General features: G+C 74.6%; 10 protein-coding genes. 6 read left to right on the forward strand and 4 right to left on the reverse strand.

Annotation, left to right across the window (positions count from 1 at the left end):
- Positions 1 to 27 precede the first annotated feature (27 nt).
- The gene (locus tag Ae150APs1_RS28430) at positions 28 to 1,413 is read right to left on the reverse strand and encodes an oligosaccharide flippase family protein (RefSeq protein ID WP_075301418.1); all 1,386 of its coding nucleotides are present in this window, start codon (positions 1,411 to 1,413) and stop codon (positions 28 to 30) included.
- A gap of 260 nt (positions 1,414 to 1,673) precedes the next feature.
- Here Ae150APs1_RS28430 and Ae150APs1_RS28435 point away from each other — a divergent pair, with 260 nt between their 5' ends.
- Both Ae150APs1_RS28435 and Ae150APs1_RS28440 read left to right on the forward strand, forming a co-directional pair.
- Positions 1,674 to 2,939, forward strand: a complete 1,266-nt coding sequence (locus Ae150APs1_RS28435) for an FAD-dependent monooxygenase (protein ID WP_029239896.1) — start codon at positions 1,674 to 1,676, stop codon at positions 2,937 to 2,939.
- A gap of 95 nt (positions 2,940 to 3,034) precedes the next feature.
- Positions 3,035 to 4,297 carry an FAD-dependent monooxygenase gene (locus Ae150APs1_RS28440; RefSeq protein WP_060572408.1) on the forward strand — a complete coding sequence of 421 codons (1,263 nt, stop codon included), beginning with the start codon at positions 3,035 to 3,037 and terminating at the stop codon, positions 4,295 to 4,297.
- A 10-nt stretch (positions 4,298 to 4,307) separates the two neighbouring features.
- Here Ae150APs1_RS28440 and Ae150APs1_RS28445 read toward each other — a convergent pair whose 3' ends face one another.
- Positions 4,308 to 5,783, reverse strand: a complete 1,476-nt coding sequence (locus tag Ae150APs1_RS28445; RefSeq protein ID WP_249266506.1) for an amino acid permease — start codon at positions 5,781 to 5,783, stop codon at positions 4,308 to 4,310.
- Positions 5,784 to 6,033: 250 nt separating this feature from the next.
- Between Ae150APs1_RS28445 and Ae150APs1_RS28450 the strand changes: the two genes are divergently transcribed.
- The 4 genes from Ae150APs1_RS28450 (at position 6,034) to Ae150APs1_RS28465 (ending at position 11,627) form a co-directional block, all read left to right on the forward strand.
- Positions 6,034 to 6,933, forward strand: coding sequence for a hypothetical protein (locus Ae150APs1_RS28450; RefSeq protein WP_139317171.1), 900 nt, complete (start codon positions 6,034 to 6,036; stop codon positions 6,931 to 6,933).
- Positions 6,934 to 7,011: 78 nt separating this feature from the next.
- Positions 7,012 to 9,516: an ATP-dependent Clp protease ATP-binding subunit gene (locus Ae150APs1_RS28455; protein WP_075301424.1), complete on the forward strand. Its 2,505-nt coding sequence runs from the start codon at positions 7,012 to 7,014 to the stop codon at positions 9,514 to 9,516.
- Between the two features lie 86 nt (positions 9,517 to 9,602).
- Positions 9,603 to 10,538, forward strand: a complete 936-nt coding sequence (locus tag Ae150APs1_RS28460; RefSeq protein WP_010240302.1) for a cation diffusion facilitator family transporter — start codon at positions 9,603 to 9,605, stop codon at positions 10,536 to 10,538.
- 282 nt (positions 10,539 to 10,820) lie between these two features.
- On the forward strand, positions 10,821 to 11,627 hold the full coding sequence (locus Ae150APs1_RS28465) for an alpha/beta fold hydrolase (protein ID WP_075301426.1): 807 nt from the start codon (positions 10,821 to 10,823) through the stop codon (positions 11,625 to 11,627).
- A 20-nt stretch (positions 11,628 to 11,647) separates the two neighbouring features.
- Here Ae150APs1_RS28465 and Ae150APs1_RS28470 read toward each other — a convergent pair whose 3' ends face one another.
- Positions 11,648 to 15,157 (reverse strand): ABC transporter ATP-binding protein, encoded by a 3,510-nt coding sequence (locus Ae150APs1_RS28470; protein WP_202968820.1) that lies wholly within the window; start codon positions 15,155 to 15,157, stop codon positions 11,648 to 11,650.
- A 62-nt stretch (positions 15,158 to 15,219) separates the two neighbouring features.
- Positions 15,220 to 15,939 (reverse strand): helix-turn-helix domain-containing protein, encoded by a 720-nt coding sequence (locus Ae150APs1_RS28475; protein ID WP_060572398.1) that lies wholly within the window; start codon positions 15,937 to 15,939, stop codon positions 15,220 to 15,222.
- Between the last annotated feature and the right edge of the window lie 165 nt (positions 15,940 to 16,104).

Here is a 16,104-nt window from a genome sequence, read left to right on the forward strand (position 1 = left end):
CGGAGCCCGTCGGTCCTCGCCGGCCCGTCAGTCCTCGACGCGGGGGAACTCGTGGGTGCGCTCGTCGGGGCCACCGATCGGGCGGGTGTCGTCGTCGGCCGGGCGGGTCGGCGGTGCCGGCCGGCGCAGCCAGCGGACCACCGACGGGGCGAACACGATCGCGAGCAGCAGCTCGCCGGCCAGCCACGCCCAGCCGACGGCGTCGACGCCCAGCGTGGGTGCCAGCAGCGGGATCCCGCCGAGCACGATGGTCGCGTGCACGAGCTGCTGCACGGCCAGCCCGCCGGTGCGGTTCGCGAGCCGGGACTTGGTCATCCACAGCGTGACGACGACCCGCGGGAACATCGACACCATCAGCAGCTGCAGCACCAGCGTCGAGTTCTCGACGTACTCCGGTCCGTAGAACCACAGCAGCAGCGGTGCCGCCAGCCCGATCACCACGGCCGAGGGCAGCACGATCACGCAGATCCGCCGCAGCACGGCCCGGGCGAACACGTGCGCCCGCTCGGGATCGCGCGCACCCTCGACGACCAGCGCCGAGGTGATCGCGACCGACAGCATGCTCATGGCGAGGAAGACGGTCTGGGCGGGCAGCAGGAACGCGCTCGCCTGCTGGCTGATCACGATGACGACCAGGACCGGCAGGAACGACGACATGGCCTGGTTGAAGACCTGGCCGAGGTAGTCGCCCGCCATGTAACGGCTCAGGGTCCGCCGGTCCGGTGCGCCCGCGTCGGCCATCGCCGCGGACTCCTCGGAGTGCCGCGGGAGCAGCCGCCGGGCGATCAGCAGGGCGAAGGGCACCAGCATGGCGATCACCGGTGCGGACCAGGACGTGAACACGCCGTCCTCGACGGCGAGCAGCGCCACGACCACGAGCAGGCCCAGCTTGACCAGGCCGTAGACCCCGTTCTTGAGCACCACCCACATCGCGGAGCGCAGCCCGGTGAACATCTGGTCCTGCAGGCTCCAGATCGACCAGGCCGCGGTGGAGACGACGAACCAGGCGCCGAAGCCGGGCGCCACGTACAGCGGGTCACCGGGCGCGTAGGCGAGGTGGCAGTAGATCATCGCCCCGGCCGAGCCGAGTACGGCCGTGCCCGTCGAGATCGCGTAGGCGAGCCGGACCAGCGACGCCGAGTCGCGCCCGGCGGTCGGCAGGAAGCGGACGATCGCCTGGCCGAAGTTCAGCGAGGTCAGCACCGAGATCATCATCATGAGGTTGACCAGTGCGTTGCCCCGGCCGACCTCCTCGGTGCTGAACACCCGGGCAGCGAAGATCCAGTACAGCAGGCCGAAGCCGGAGTTGACGACCGTGTTCAACATCAACGCGTAGGCGTTGCGGTACAGCGGGCTGGCCATCTCCCGGCGCGCCGAGCGCACGCGCCCGGCGACCGCGGTCCCGACGCTCACCGGTCACCCGCCCCGCGGGGGGCGGGTCGGATCACGGCGTTGCTGGTGTGCACCACCCGGCCACGCTAACCGTGACGCTCCGGGGTCGGCCGTTCGGGTGCGCGCAACCGGCCGGGTCGCGCCGCACCCTGCCCGACCCGGGCCGACCTCGGGCGCCGTCCCCTGTGGAGCGGCCCGGCACAGCACACCCGATCGGGTACCGCAAGTGCTGCGCTACGGTCCCTCCGTTGGAGTGAAGCGGTGAACCGGAGGGGGTTCGCGTGCGTATCGCGTGCGTAGGAGGGGGCCCCGCGGGCCTCTACTTCGCGATTCTCGCCAAGTTGCGGTCCGGTGGCCGCGACGAGGTCGTCGTCCACGAGCGGAACCGGCCCGGCGAGACACACGGCTTCGCCGTGACCTTCGGCGAGGACCTGCTCGACGACGCGTTCCGGAACGATCCCGACGGCGGGCAGGCCCTGCGCCGCGCCGCGCGGTTGTGGAACGCCCAGGAGATCCGCGTCGGTGACGCCCGGCCGGTGCACGTCGGCGGCAAGTACGGCTACTCGATCGCCCGGGTGGAGCTGCTCGACGTGCTGGCGCGCCGGGCCGAGCAGCTCGGGGTCGACGTGCGCTATGCGGCGCCGGCCGGCCGGGAGGACGTCGACGCCGACATCGTCGTCGCCGCGGACGGGATCTCCAGCAGGCTGCGGACCCGGCGGGCCGAGCACTTCGGCACGACGATCGACGAGGGCACGAACCGCTACATCTGGCTCGGCGCGGACAGCGACTCGGACACCTTCGTCTGGGACTTCCAGCGGACCGACGCCGGGTGGATCTGGATCCACCTCTACCCGTCGTCCAACGGGCTGAGCACCTGCATCGTCGAGTGCGAGCCGGACACCTGGACCGGCCTGGGGCTGGACACCATGGCGGCGGACGAGGGCGTCCGCATGATCACGTCGCTGTTCCCGCGGACGCTGGGCGGGCACCGGCTGGTCGAGCCGCCGGGCGGGCTCGCCGAGAAGCCCTGGCTGCGGTTCCGCGAGGTCCGCAACCGCACCTGGCGCGACGGGGATCTCGTCCTGGTCGGCGACGCCGCGCACACCACGCACTTCGGCATCGGCTCGGGCACCGTGCTGGCGATGCAGGACTCGCTGGCGCTGGCCGACTCCCTCTACGGGGCCCCGGGCAGCCCGCGGGACGTCGTCGAGCTGGACCGGCCCGACGGCCGCGGCGCCGCACTGGCCGCCTACGACGCGCGCCGCCGTGCCGTCGTCCGCCCGGTGCAGGACGCCGCCCGCCGCAACATGCAGTGGTTCGAGCAGGCGGGCCGGCAGCTGGAGCAGGTCGGTGACCCCGTCGAGTTCGCCTGGTCGCTGACCGACCGGCGCGGTGACATGGGCCGGCTGCACTACCAGCTGCACAAGGCCACCCAGATCGGGCCGCTGCGCCAGGTGCGCCGCGGTCTGACGACCGCCCGCCGGGTCCGCCGTGCCGCGCTCCGTGAGGGGAGCAGCCGGCCGTCCGGCGAGAGTCACGGACAGTGACCATCAGGGGGCGGTGCCCCGCCCACCGTCCCCCGATCACGGTCTCGTAACGTGCGTCCGGACGGTCGCCGGACGGATGCCGATTGGGGTCTTGCGTGAAGATCGTATGTGTCGGTGGTGGGCCCGCCGGGCTCTACCTGTCGATCCTGGCTCGCCTGTGGTCCGGTGGTCGCGACGAGGTCGTCCTCGTCGAACGCAACGCACCGGGCACGGCGTCCGGCTTCGCCGTGACCCTCGGTGAGGACATTCTCGACGAGCTCTACCGGACCGATCCGGTCGGCGCCGACCGGGTGCGGGCCGCCGCGCACGTCTGGGACTCGCAGGTCGTCGAGATCGCCGGCCGGACGGTGCACCTCGGCGGGCGCTACGGCTACTCGATCGGCCGCTCCCGGCTGCTGGAGGTGCTCGCCGAGCGGGCCCGCCAGGTCGGGGTCCGGCTGCACTTCGAGACGGCGGCCGCCGCCGACGGTGACACGGCGGCCGACCCGCTCACCGCGGACGCGGACGTCGTCGTCGCCGCGGACGGGGTGGGCTCGGCGATCCGCCAGCGCCGCACGGACGCGTTCGGCACCCGGGTCGCGCACGGCGCGAACCGCTACGTGTGGTTCGGCACCACCAAGGCGTTCCGGCCCTTCACGTTCGCCTTCGAGCGCACCGCGGCCGGCTGGATCTGGTTCCACGCGTACCCGGCCGCGGACTGCGTCAGCACCTGCATTGTCGAGTGCACGCCGGAGACCTGGACCGGGCTCGGCCTCGACGCGATGGACCCGCAGGAGGCGATGCGGTTCCTGGAGCGGATCTTCGAGCGCTCGCTGGACGGCCACTCGCTGATCGCACCGCCCGGCATGGGCGCCTCGCCGTGGCTGACCTTCCGCGAGGTCCGCAACATGTCCTGGCGGGACGGCGGGGTCGTGCTCCTCGGCGACGCCGCGCACACCACGCACTTCGCGATCGGCTCGGGCACCGTCCTCGCCGTCGCGGACGCGATCGCGCTGGCCGAGGAGCTGTACCCCGGCGGGCTGCCCGGCACCGACGACGTCGAGGCCGCGCTCGCCGGGTACGACGCCCGTCGCCGGGCGACGATGGCGCCGATCCAGCGGATGGCCCGGCGCAGCATGGAGTGGTTCGAGACCGTCCCGCAGCGGCTCGACGGCACCGACCCGATCGACTTCGCCTGGTCGCTGCTGGACCGCCGCGGGGACCAGGGCCGGCTGCACCGCCGCCTGCACGACATCACCCAGATCGAACCGGTCCGCGAGGTCCGGCGCCGGCTCACCACCGCGCGACGGGTGCGGCGCGCCGTCGGGCGGGGCGAGATCGGCCGGTCCCAGGCCCCGTCGGAGCTCCTGAACGGCTGAGGCCCGGGCATCAGGCCGGGGTGTCCTCCTCGGCCTCCCGGCGGCCCCGGGCCAGGAACGAGTGCTTCCGGCCGTAGAACGCGTAGACGACCAGCCCGAGGACCAGCCAGCCGACGAACCGGATCCAGGTGTCGAGGTTGAGGTTCAGCATCAGGTAGAGGCACGCGACCGCGGTGATCGCCGGGACCACCGGCGAGAACGGGACCCGGAACGGGCGGTCCAGGTCCGGACGCCTGCGCCGCAGGACCGGGACCGCGATCGCCACGATGATCATCGCCGAGAGGGCGCCGATCGAGACCATGTCGGCCAGCGCGGTGATCGGGGTGAAGGCCGCGATCACGGCGCAGACGGCGCCGCCGATGATCGTCATCCGGTGCGGGGTGCCCCAGCGCGGGTGCGCCGTCCCGATCGACTCCGGGAGCAGGCCGTCCCGGCCCATCGCGAACCCGATCCGGCCGATCGTGACCAGCTCGACCATCATCACCGACGTCAGGCCGGTGACGGCGCCGATCGCGATCAGGGCGCCGATCCACGGCAGCCCGACCGACGAGAAGGCCGCGGCGAGAGGAGCACCGGTGTCGATCTCGGTGTAGGGGACCATCCCGGTCAGCACCAGCGAGACGCCGACGTAGAGCACCGCGCAGACGGCGAGCGCGCCGAGCAGGCCGATCTTCAGGTCGCGGTCCGGCCGCTTCGCCTCCTCGCCGAGGTTGGCGAGTGCCTCGAACCCGGTGTAGGCGAAGAACACGACCGCGGCGGCGGTGAGCATCCCGCCGACACCGAAGACCGTCGGCTCCAGGCCGAACACCCCGGAGATGATCGGCTGGGTGAACACGGTGCCCCCGCCCTCGGGCGGCTGGGCCGGCGGGACGAACGGCGTGAGGTTGTCCGGGTCCACGTAGAACGCGCCGATGCCCAGGATCAGCACGCACACCGCGAGCTTCACCAGCACGAGCAGGTTCGTCAGCCGGGACGACTCCCGGATGCCGGACACGGCGACCGCGGTCAGGACCGCGATGATCGCGACGGCGCCGACGTTGACCGTCGCGTCCTCGCCGAACCAGGCGGTCGGCAGCCCGAACAGCTCGGCGAGGTAGCCCGACCAGCTGCGTGAGACGACGGCGAGGCCCAGCCCGAACTCCAGCAGCAGGTCCCAGCCGATGATCCACGCGAAGACCTCACCGAGGGTCGCGAACGCGTAGGTGTAGGCCGATCCTGCGGTCGGGACCGACGAGGCGAGCTCGGCGTAGCAGATCGCGGCCAGGCCGGCGACGACGGCGCCGACGAGGAACGACAGCGTGACCGCCGGTCCGGCGTGCTGCCTGGCCTCCACCCCGGCCAGGGTGAAGATCCCCGTGCCGATGATGATCCCGACGCCGAACCCGACCAGGTCGCGGGCCTTCAGCGTGCGTCGCAGATCGCTGCCGGACCCGTCCCCGGTGCGCGCCAGGATCCGTTCCACCGGCATCGTGCGCGTCCATCCCACCCGACATCCCCCGTTCGCTCGACTGTTGCGTGACGGTATGCCGACCGGCCCCCGCACGCCGGACGGGCCCGGGACGGTGTCCGGATCGTCACGCGGTGTCCGGTGGCGGACGCTGTCGGTGATCGTTCCTGATAATCCTGTGTGAACGTTCCGTGCCCGCTGTCCGGAACCCCCGGGCCGCGTCACGATCGGGTGGTATCGGTGTCCCGCGCGGCGTCCCCGCCGCCTGCCGGTCGGGAACGGGGGAGCCGTGCCCCGAGGTCGCCTACGGACCTGTGCCGGCGTCCTGGCCGTGGTCGTCGCGGTCACGACGCCCGTCCTCGTGGCCGGTGGACCTCCGTCGCCCGGGCCGGTCACGGTCGGTGCGGCAGCCGAGGCGCCACGGGTCGCCGGGCCGGTGGCCCCGGCCGGGCTCGCCGGGGCGCTGAGCGGTGTGGAGGCCGTCGACGTCGTCACCCGCCCGCCCGGCTCGGTCGCGGTGTCCCGCGCGGACGAGGACGGCCTGGCACTGTCCTGGGCGCTGCTCGACACCGCGACGGGGGAGTGGACCGGTTCCGCGGACGCCGCCGAACGCCGCACCGAGGCCGAGTCGACGATCAAGGCATGGCTTGCCGCGGACACCCTGCGCGCCGCGGCGGAGGCCGGCCGGCCGGTCACGGCGGCCGAGCGCGCCGACATCACGGCGGCCGTCCGTGCCAGCGACGACGACGCGGCCGAGCGGCTCTACCGGCGGCTGGGCCGGGACGCGAGCACCGCCCGCCTGGACGGCGAGTGCGGGGTCGAGGTGTCGACGTCGCGCCGGGGGTGGTGGTCGTTCACCCAGCTCACCGCCGTCGACGCGGCCCGGATCCTGGCGTGCGTGCGCGACCGGGCACCCGAGTGGCCGGGTGGCGGCGAGCTGCTCGCCGACCTGGCCTCGATCACCCCGGACGGAGGTTCCGGGATCGGTGCGACCCTGCCGGGCCCCGTCGCCGAGAAGAACGGCTGGACGCTGCACGGCGCCGGGACCTGGAACGTCAACTGCGTGCTGGCCTGGGAGGACCGGGCGCTCCCGGTGCTGCTGAGCTATCCGGCCGACCGGGGTGTCGAGCACGGCTGGGCGGCCTGTCGCGACGTCGCCGACGACGTGCTGGCCGTCGCAGCCGGCTGAACCTCGGGGCCCTCCCCGTTTCGGCGCGGCGGGCGCGGGGAAACCACCTCGGCGTCCGTCCCCGACGAGAGGTGACCCATGACCGGCTTCTTCGGCCCGGGCGACCCGCGTGGGCCCGTCCACCGGATCGACCTGACCCGCCTGATGAGCGCGGGCGCGCGGGAGATCATGGCCCGCGCCGCGCAGGAGTCCGTGCAGCGCGGGGACACCGATCTGGACGCCACGCACATCCTCCTCGCGTGCGCGCGCAGCGAGACGACCCGGCGGTGGATCACCCGGGCAGGCGGCGATCCCGACGCCATCGCCCGCACGCTGGAGGAGCGGCTCCCGCGCCCCGGGGCCGAGGTCGACCCGAGCCGGTCGCCGTCGCCGACCCCGTCGGCGAAGCGCGCGCTGCTCGACGCCCACCAGGTCTCGCGGTCGCTGGGGTCCACCTACATCGGACCCGAGCACCTGCTGCTGGCCCTCGCCGCGAACGAGGAGTCCGCGGCGGGACGGCTGCTCGCCCGGTCCCGGTTCAGTCCCGGCTCGATGACCACCGGTGGCGGCACCCCGGCCCCGCAGGCGGGGCCGCCGGGCGGCGCGACGGCCGCGGAGCAGGAGCCGACGTCGACCCCGACCGTCGACCAGTACGGCCAGGACCTCACCGTGGCCGCGCGCGGCGGGCGGCTGGACCCGGTGATCGGCCGCGAGGAGGAGATCGAGCAGACGATCGAGGTCCTGTCCCGGCGGACCAAGAACAACCCCGTCCTGATCGGCGAGGCGGGTGTCGGCAAGACCGCCGTCGTCGAGGGCATCGCACAACGCATCGCGGACGGCGAGGTCCCCGACACCCTGCGCGGCCGCCGGGTCGTGCAGCTGGACCTGGCCGGTGTGGTCGCGGGCACGAAGTACCGCGGCGACTTCGAGGAGCGGATGCGGACTCTGATCGAGGAGATCCGCGAGCACTCGAACGACCTCGTCGTGTTCATCGACGAGCTGCACACCATGGTCGGCGCCGGTACCGGCGGCGGCGAGGGCGGCGGCGCGATGGACGCCGGCAACCTGCTCAAGCCCGCCCTGTCCCGCGGCGAGCTGCACGTCATCGGCGCGACGACGCTCGACGAGTACCGCCGCTACATCGAGTCCGACTCGGCCCTCGCCCGCCGGTTCCAGCCGGTGCTCGTGCCGGAGCCGTCGATCGAGGACTCCGTCGCGATCCTGCGCGGGCTGGCGGACCGCTACGAGGCCCACCACCAGGTGCGCTACACGCCCGAGGCGCTGCGCGCCGCGGTCGAGATGTCCGACCGCTACGTCACCGAGCGTTTCCTGCCCGACAAGGCGATCGACCTGCTCGACCAGGCCGGCGCCCGGGTGCGGCTGCGTACCCGGACGCCGACCGTGGACCACCGCGAGATCGAGCAGCAGATCGACCAGCTGACCCGGGACAAGGACCAGGCCGTCGCGCACGAGGACTACGAGCGGGCCTCGCAGCTGCGCGACGAGATCACCGTCACCCGGGACAAACTCTCCGCCGACCCGGCGGACCCGCAGGGCAAGGCGCCGGTGGTCGGCGTCGACGAGATCGCCGAGGTCGTCTCGCGGGCGACCGGCATCCCGGCCACCCAGCTCACGGAGGCCGAGCGGGACCGGCTGCTGCGGCTGGAGGACGAGCTGCACCGTCGCGTCGTCGGGCAGGACGCGGCCGTCAGCGCGGTCGCCGAGGCGATCCGGCGCTCGCGCTCCGGTCTCGGGGACACCGACCGGCCGGTCGGCAGCTTCCTGTTCCTAGGCCCGACCGGCGTCGGGAAGACCGAGCTGGCACGGGCGCTCGCCGTCGCGCTGTTCGGCGAGGAGGACCGGATGGTCCGCCTCGACATGAGCGAGTACGGCGAGAAGCACACCGTCGCGCGGATGGTCGGCGCCCCGCCCGGCTACGTCGGCTACGGCGAGTCCGGCGAGCTCACCGAGGCCGTCCGCCGCCGGCCGTACTCGGTGCTGCTGCACGACGAGGTCGAGAAGGCGCACCCCGACGTGTTCAACACCCTGCTGCAGGTGCTCGACGACGGCAGGCTCACCGACGGTCAGGGACGCACTGTCGACTTCCGGCACACCGTGATCATCATGACGTCGAACGTCGGGTCCGAGCTGATCACCGGGCACGGCATGACCCTCGGGTTCGGCTCGGCGGCCTCGCAGGAGTCGACGGCCTCCGAGCGCGAGGACGCGGTGCTCCGCGAGCGGCTCACCCCGCGGCTGCGCGAGGTGTTCCGGCCGGAGTTCCTCAACCGGATCGACGAGACCATCGTGTTCCGCAGGCTCGACACCGAGCAGCTCACCGAGATCACCGGGCTGCTGCTCGACGACACCCGGGAGCGGCTCGCCGCCCGCGAGATCGGTTTCGAGATCTCCGGCGACGCCGTCCGGCTGCTCGCCGAGCGCGGCCACCAGCCGGAGTTCGGGGCCCGTCCGTTGCGCCGGACGATCCGGCGGGAGCTCGACAACCCGCTGTCGTCGATGCTGCTGGACGGCCGGATCGGCCCCGGGACGACCGTCCGGGTCGGGGTGCGGGACGGCGAGCTGGAGATCGACGCCGCGGCGTAGTCCACCCGTCCCACCGGTCAGGTGCCGATCAGCCGGAGCCTCATCCGTTTAGACATGCGAATACGTGCATGTATAGGGTGTCGTGCATGGGTCACGGACACGGTCACGGCGGGCAGCCGCACGGCGGCCACGGGCACGCCGGTGCGGGGACCGACCGGCGGCGGCTGGCGGTCGCGCTCGGCGTCACCCTGGTGACGGCGGTGCTGGGCGCGGCCGGGGCGGTGCTCACCGGCTCGCTGGCACTGCTCGCGGACCTCGGGCACCTGCTGACCGACGCCGGCGCGCTCGTCGCCGCGCTCATCGCCACGATCCTCGCGGCCCGGCCGGCGACCGCCCGGCGGACCTACGGGATGGGCCGGGCGGAAGTGCTGGTCGCGGCGCTGAACGCGCTGACGCTGGTGGCCGTCGTCGTCTGGGTGGCGGTCGAGGGCGTGCAGCGGCTGTTCGAGCCGGTCGAGATCCCCGGCGTCCCGCTGCTGGTCATCGGTGCGCTCGGCCTGGTCGGCAACCTGGTCTCGCTGGCCGTGCTGTCCGGCGGGGACCGCGGCAACATGAACATGCGCGGCGCCATGCTGCACGTCCTCGGCGACGCGCTCGGCTCCGTCGGCGTGCTCGCCGCGGCCGTGGTGCTGATGACGACCGGCTGGCCCTGGGCCGACACCGTCGCGTCGCTGTTCATCGTCGCGCTGATCCTGCCGCGCGCGGTTTCGCTGCTGCGCGAGGCGGCGCACGTGCTGCTGGAGGGTGCCCCGAAGGGCGTCGACGCCGACGAGGTCCGCGACGCACTGCTCGCACTGCCCGGGGTCACCGAGGTGCACGACCTGCACCTGTGGGCGATCAACGACCGGACCCCGGCGATGTCGGCGCACCTCGTCGTCGCCGAGGAGCACTCCGTGCACTGCGGGGACGCGTCGGTGCTCGACACCGCGACGCACGTCCTGCGGGAGCGGTTCGGGCTGGACCACTCGACCCTGCAGGTCGAGCACGCGGCCCACGTGGGGCACGAGAACCACTGCGGCTGAGGACCGAGCGCCTCGGGGCGTCCGGGGGAACGGTGGCCGTCGTGCCCCGCCGGTCCCTGCGCTGGGATCGCTGCGCGAGGAAGCGATTTCGGAGAGGGCACTGAAGGCGGCACTGATCGCGGCGCTGAAGGTGGCACCGACGACCGATCGGCCGACGACGGCCTCGACCGGACCGGACCGGGCCGGGCGGTGCCGTGCCGGTGCCGCCCGTCCCGACCGCCCCCGGCGCGGTGAGCGGGCCGCGACCCGTGCCGGGCACATCGCCGGACTACCGTGGTCCCCATGATCCAGAGCGTGGGCCCGGGGGAGCGGGCGGTCGCGCCGGACGGCACCCGCATCGGGTTCGACGTCCGCGAGCCGGACGGCTCCGGGCCCGGCGAACCGCTGGTGCTGCTGGCCGGGCAGGCGAACAGCCGCGCCTGGTGGGACACGGTCCGGTCGTCGTTCGGCGGGTACCGCACCGTCGTCCTGGACCATGCCGGCACCGGGACCAGCGACGACGCCGGGGACGACGGATGGAGCACCCGCCGGTTCGCCGGTGACGTCGTCGCTGTCCTCGACGCGGCCGGGATCGGTCGGGCGCACGTCTACGGCACGTCGATGGGCGGGCGGCTCGCACAGTGGCTCGCCGCCGACCACCCGGGACGCGTCGGCGCGCTCGTGCTCGGCTGCACCACCGGCGGCGGCGCGGGCGCCGTCCCCGCCGACCCGGCCGTGCTCGAGCGGCTCGCCGACCCGGCGACCGGCGCGCGGGAGCTGCGCCGGCTGATGGCCGGTCCGGACTGGACCGGCCCGCTGCCGGTGCTCGGCGACCTCCGCATGAGCCGGCGGGCCCGCGCCGGTCACCGGCGCGCCAGCGCGCAGCACGACGCCTGGGACGTCCTGCCCGGCGTCACCGCACCGACGCTCGTCCTGCACGGCGCCGGCGACGAGTTCACCCCGCAGGAGAACGGCCGTCGCCTCGCCGGGCGCATCCCCGGCGCCGCGTTCGTCGCGTTCGACGGTGCCCGGCACGCGTTCTTCCTGGAGGAGCGGGCCACAGCGGAGGTGCAGCGGTTCCTCGCGGCGCACCCGCTCCCACCGGGCTGACCGGGCCCGGCGGCCGCGGCTCAGCCCGCCAGGTGCGACCAGCGCGCCGCCAGCTCCGACCAGGGGCCCTCGTCGGCGACCCGGCCCCGCTCCAGCACGACGACCCGGTCGGCCCGGGCCAGCGCGGCCCGTTTCGTGCTGGCCCCCACGACCGTCCCGCCCCGGCGTCGCAGCGCCGCCCACAGCTCGATCTCGGTGCGGACGTCGAGCGCCGACGACACGTCGTCGGCGACGATCAGCTCCGCGCCGGTGGCCAGCGCCCGCGCCATCGCGAGCCGCTGCACCTGCCCGCCGGAGAGCCGGATTCCCCGGTGCCCGACGACGGCGTCCGGCCCGCCCGCCGCCTCGACGTCGCGCCCGAGCCGGGCGTCGTCGACGGCGGCGGCGACCGGCCGCCGGTGGCCGAGCGCCACGTTCTCGCCGAACGTCCCGGACAGCACCCGGGGGACCTGGCCGACGTAGGCGACCTGCCCGGGACGCAGGAACCGCTGCGGATCGGACACCGCGCGCCCGTTCCACCGGATCACGCCCTCGTGCGCGACCAGGCCGGCGAGGCCTGCCAGCAGGCTGGACTTGCCCGACCCGACCTCACCGGTCAGCAGCACCAGCGCACCGGCGTCGATGTCGAGGTCCACCCCCTCGACGCCGACGGTGCCGTCGTGGTGGACGGCCGTGACCTTCTCCAGGCTCAACCGGCGCAGCGGCTCCCGCGGTGCGGGCTCCGGTTCCGGCGCGGCGCCCGACACCAGGTCGACACCGTCGGGCAGCCGGGTGAGGTCCGCGGGCCCGGCGAACGGGGCGACCGCGCGCAGCCAGCGCCGGGCGATCGGCGCCTCGGTGACCGCGGCCGCGCACACCTGGCCGAGGAACCCGGCACCGCCGAGCGCCGTCGACAGCAGCAGCGCCGTCGCGAGGGTCCAGCCGCCGGTCAGGTACACCGACCAGGTCAGGACGACCGCGGCCTGCATCAGCAGGCCGGGCACGCCCTCGAGGAGCGTGCGGACCCGGTACTCGCGCACGGTGGCCCGGACCCGATGCGCGTCCACCCGGCCCAGGTGCGCCCGCACCGCACCGGTCGCGGCGGCGAGCTTCACCGTCCGCACCGACTCCAGCGCCGACCCCAGCGCCGTGCCGAACCGTGCCCGGGCGTCGGCCGCGACCCGCCCGGCCCGCCCCGCGAACGGGGCCCCGAGCGCCGCGACCGCCGCACAGAGCGCGAGGAAGCCGCCGATGACGAGGGCGGCCCGGACGTCGCCGGACACCAGCCCGGCCACGACCACCACGAGGACGGCGTTGGTGACGTCCACCCAGCGGTCGACGTAGAGCACCATCCGGTCCGAGTCCAGGGCACGGGCGACGACCTCACCGGCGGGCGCCCGCCCGGAGTGGTGCTGCATGGTCTGCCCGCGGAGCACCGCCAGCCGCAGCCGCAGGGTCACCGCCGACCACCAGCGCGGGTAGGTCCGGAACGCGATCGCGATCCACAGCGGGAACAGCAGCAGGACGCCGGTGAGGCCCAGTGCCGGACCCCAGGGGGCCGCCCCCGACTGCAAGGACTCCGCGACCAGTCCCCACAGCCAGCCCGTCACGACGCCGGTCGCGCCGGCGAGCGTCGCCAGGGTGAACATCAGGCCGCCGGTCAGGCCCCACCGTTTGTGCGCGAACGCCAGCCGCAGCACGGTCCGCCACAGCGCGGGCGGGCGCGGGCCCTGCTCCGCCGTGACCGTGCGGCGGGCGCTGCGGTGGAGGAGGGGGGTCTCCAGCGTCGCCGTCGCCCCGGGCCGCGTCGCGGTCGCCGTCGCGGTGTGACCGCCTCCGTGGGCGACGTGCCCGAGCACCTCGCCACCGGTTCCGCCGTCGTCGTCACGGTCCGCGGCGAGCAGGTCGGCGTAGCGGCCCGGCTCGACGGCCAGCCGCTCCCGGGCACCGTGCTGCAGGAGCCGACCGTCCTCCAGGACGGCGACGGCGTCGGCCCGCCGGATCGTCGACAGCCGGTGCGCGACGACGATCCCGGTCCGGTCCGCCAGCAACGCCCGTGACGCCCGGGTCACCCGCATCTCGGTGCGCGGGTCCATCCGGGCGGTCGCCTCGTCGAGCACGACCACCGCGACGTCGCGGACCAGCAGCCGGGCGAACGCCACCAGCTGCTCCTCACCCGCCGACAGCGTCACCCCGCCGCTGCCGAGGCGGGTGTCCAGCCCGTCGGGCAGGGCGGCGACCCACTCGTCGAGCCCCAGCGCGGACACCGCCCGCTCGATCGCGGAGCGCGGCACCGCGGGATCGTGCAGCGCGACGTTCTCCGCCAGCGACGCCGCCAGGATCTCGGTGCGCTGGGTGACGACGCCGACCGCACGCCGCAGGTCGTCGAGACCGGTGTCGCGGACGTCCTGCCCGCCGACGAACACCTGCCCCCGGTCCGGCTCGACCGCCCGCGACAGCACCTTCGCCACCGTCGACTTGCCGGACCCGGTCCGGCCGAGCAGCGCGCACGTCGTGCCGGCCGGGACGTCGAGATCGATCCCGCCCAGCCGGAACCCGCCGTCGTAGCCCGCGGTGAGCCCGCGCAGCCGGACGCCGGCCGGGCCGGACGGCACCGGGCGCCCGCCCGCGGGCTCCTGCTCGGCCCGCAGCAGCGACGCGACCCGGGTGAGCGCGCCGACCCCGGCCTGGATGTCCGGCATGCGGTCGACGATCGCGTCCACCTGCGACACGAACGCGGTCACCAGGATCCACAGCGACACCAGCGCCGCGACGCCCCCGGGGTCGCCCGCCACGAGCCAGACCCCGCCGACCGCGACCACCCCGAGCAGGGCGTGCGCGACGAACCCGGTGCGCAGCCCGACGGTCGTCGCGGCGAGGCTGACGACCTGCACCCGGCGCAGCACCTCGGCCGCCCGGGCCGCGGAACCGGCGATCACGTGCGGCTGGCCCAGCGAGGTACGTACGTCGTCCTGCCCGGCGATCGCCTCCTCGAGCTGGGCGGAGTGGTCCGACCAGGCGACCTCCTCGGCGACCTTGGCCCGCGCGATCACCCCCGTCAACGGCCGCGCCACGAGCACGATCAGGCCCGCCACCAGCGGGAACGCGATCCAGGCCGGCCAGAACACCAGACCGGCGACGATCCAGGCGAGGACCGAGCGGAGCAGCGCGCGCCCGGTCTCCCACCCGATCCGGCGGAACAGCTGGGCGAGCTGGCGGGAGTCGTCGTCGACGCGGTCGAGCAGCTCACCGACCGCCTGGTCCTCGAGGCGCGGGAGCGGCTGGCCGAGCGCGGCGTCGAGCAGGTCGGCCCGCAGCCGGCCCTCGGCCCGGCTGACGACCGTGGAGAACAGCACCCGGCCCGCGGTGTCCAGGACGGCGGAACCGAGCAGGAGGACCGCGAGCACACCGACCAGGGCGGACGTCGGTCCGGCCGCGACCTCGCCGACCACGGTCGCGGCGACCGCCTCCGCGACGGCGGCGACCACCGCCGCCGTCACCGCGACGGCCGACGCCGCCCCACCCAGCCGTCGCCACGACAGCGCGCGCACCCTCGACACCCCCGGAGACGGACCGCGGTACGGGATCTCCGGCGCCGGTCCGGAGATCGACGCTAGCCGGGACCCCCGACGGTTTCCGCCGGTTTTCGGTCCGGGCAGAGCGCAGCGATGTCACGCAGCCGTCCACGCAGGTCCGCGTTCTGCACCAGCTGCTCGACGAGCACACCGAGCAGGTCGGCGACCGCCCCGACGACCTGCAGCTCGCCGGGCAGCGGGGCGCGGCCGGGGCGCGTCACGAGGAACAGGGCACCGTGCACGCGGTCGGGGGCGCGGACCCGGACGGCGACACCGTGCCCGGGTGACCGGGCGTCGGGGAACCCGGTCACCCGGGGGTCGAACAGCCGGGGCCCACCGGACTGCAGGGCCTCCGTCACGGGCGCGGGCGGTGCCGAGGAGGCCAGGCGCTCGGCGAGCCAGCGGGGAACGCCTGCGGTGCCCGCGAGCTGCCACCGGCCGTCGTCGTGGAGGTAGAACCCCGCGCACTCCGCGTCGAGCGAGCGGGCCAGCGGGCGCACCGCGTCCCGGACGACGGCGGTGAAGGTCGCGTCCACGGCGGTGGCGGCCCGCCCGGCCGGGCGGGGACCCGGGTCCGGTCGCAACGGGACACCGGCCCCCAGGTAGCGCTCCAGCTGCCCGGCCGAGTAGCGGCGGTGCCCGCCGGGCGTGCGCGACGGCGTGATGACGGCCGCGCTCTCGGCGGCGAGCAACGTCGTGCGGCTGATCCCGAGGATCCGGCAGGCCTCACTCACCGAGAACCAGCGGTCCGACTGCATGCGAGCCCCCATCCCACCGGAACCGTCCGGGAACGATTCGTCCGGATTCCCCCACCGGTGCTACACCTCACATACCGGGTCTGTCGACGGGGACGGCTCGCGGATCCGTACGGATCCGGACGGTTCCGCATGTTTCGGGGGTGGCGGCGATGGCACCCGATCTGA

Source organism: Pseudonocardia sp. Ae150A_Ps1 (assembly GCF_001932315.1).
Lineage (GTDB): Bacteria > Actinomycetota > Actinomycetes > Mycobacteriales > Pseudonocardiaceae > Pseudonocardia.

Excerpts from the sequence above, each read along its gene's own strand:
- Ae150APs1_RS28460 (WP_010240302.1), top strand. The coding sequence starts at position 9,603 with ATGGGTCACGGACACGGTCACGGCGGGCAGCCGCACGGCGGCCACGGG.
- Ae150APs1_RS28465 (WP_075301426.1), top strand. The coding sequence starts at position 10,821 with ATGATCCAGAGCGTGGGCCCGGGGGAGCGGGCGGTCGCGCCGGACGGC.
- Ae150APs1_RS28475 (WP_060572398.1), bottom strand. The coding sequence starts at position 15,939 with ATGCAGTCGGACCGCTGGTTCTCGGTGAGTGAGGCCTGCCGGATCCTC.
- Ae150APs1_RS28455 (WP_075301424.1), top strand. The coding sequence starts at position 7,012 with ATGACCGGCTTCTTCGGCCCGGGCGACCCGCGTGGGCCCGTCCACCGG.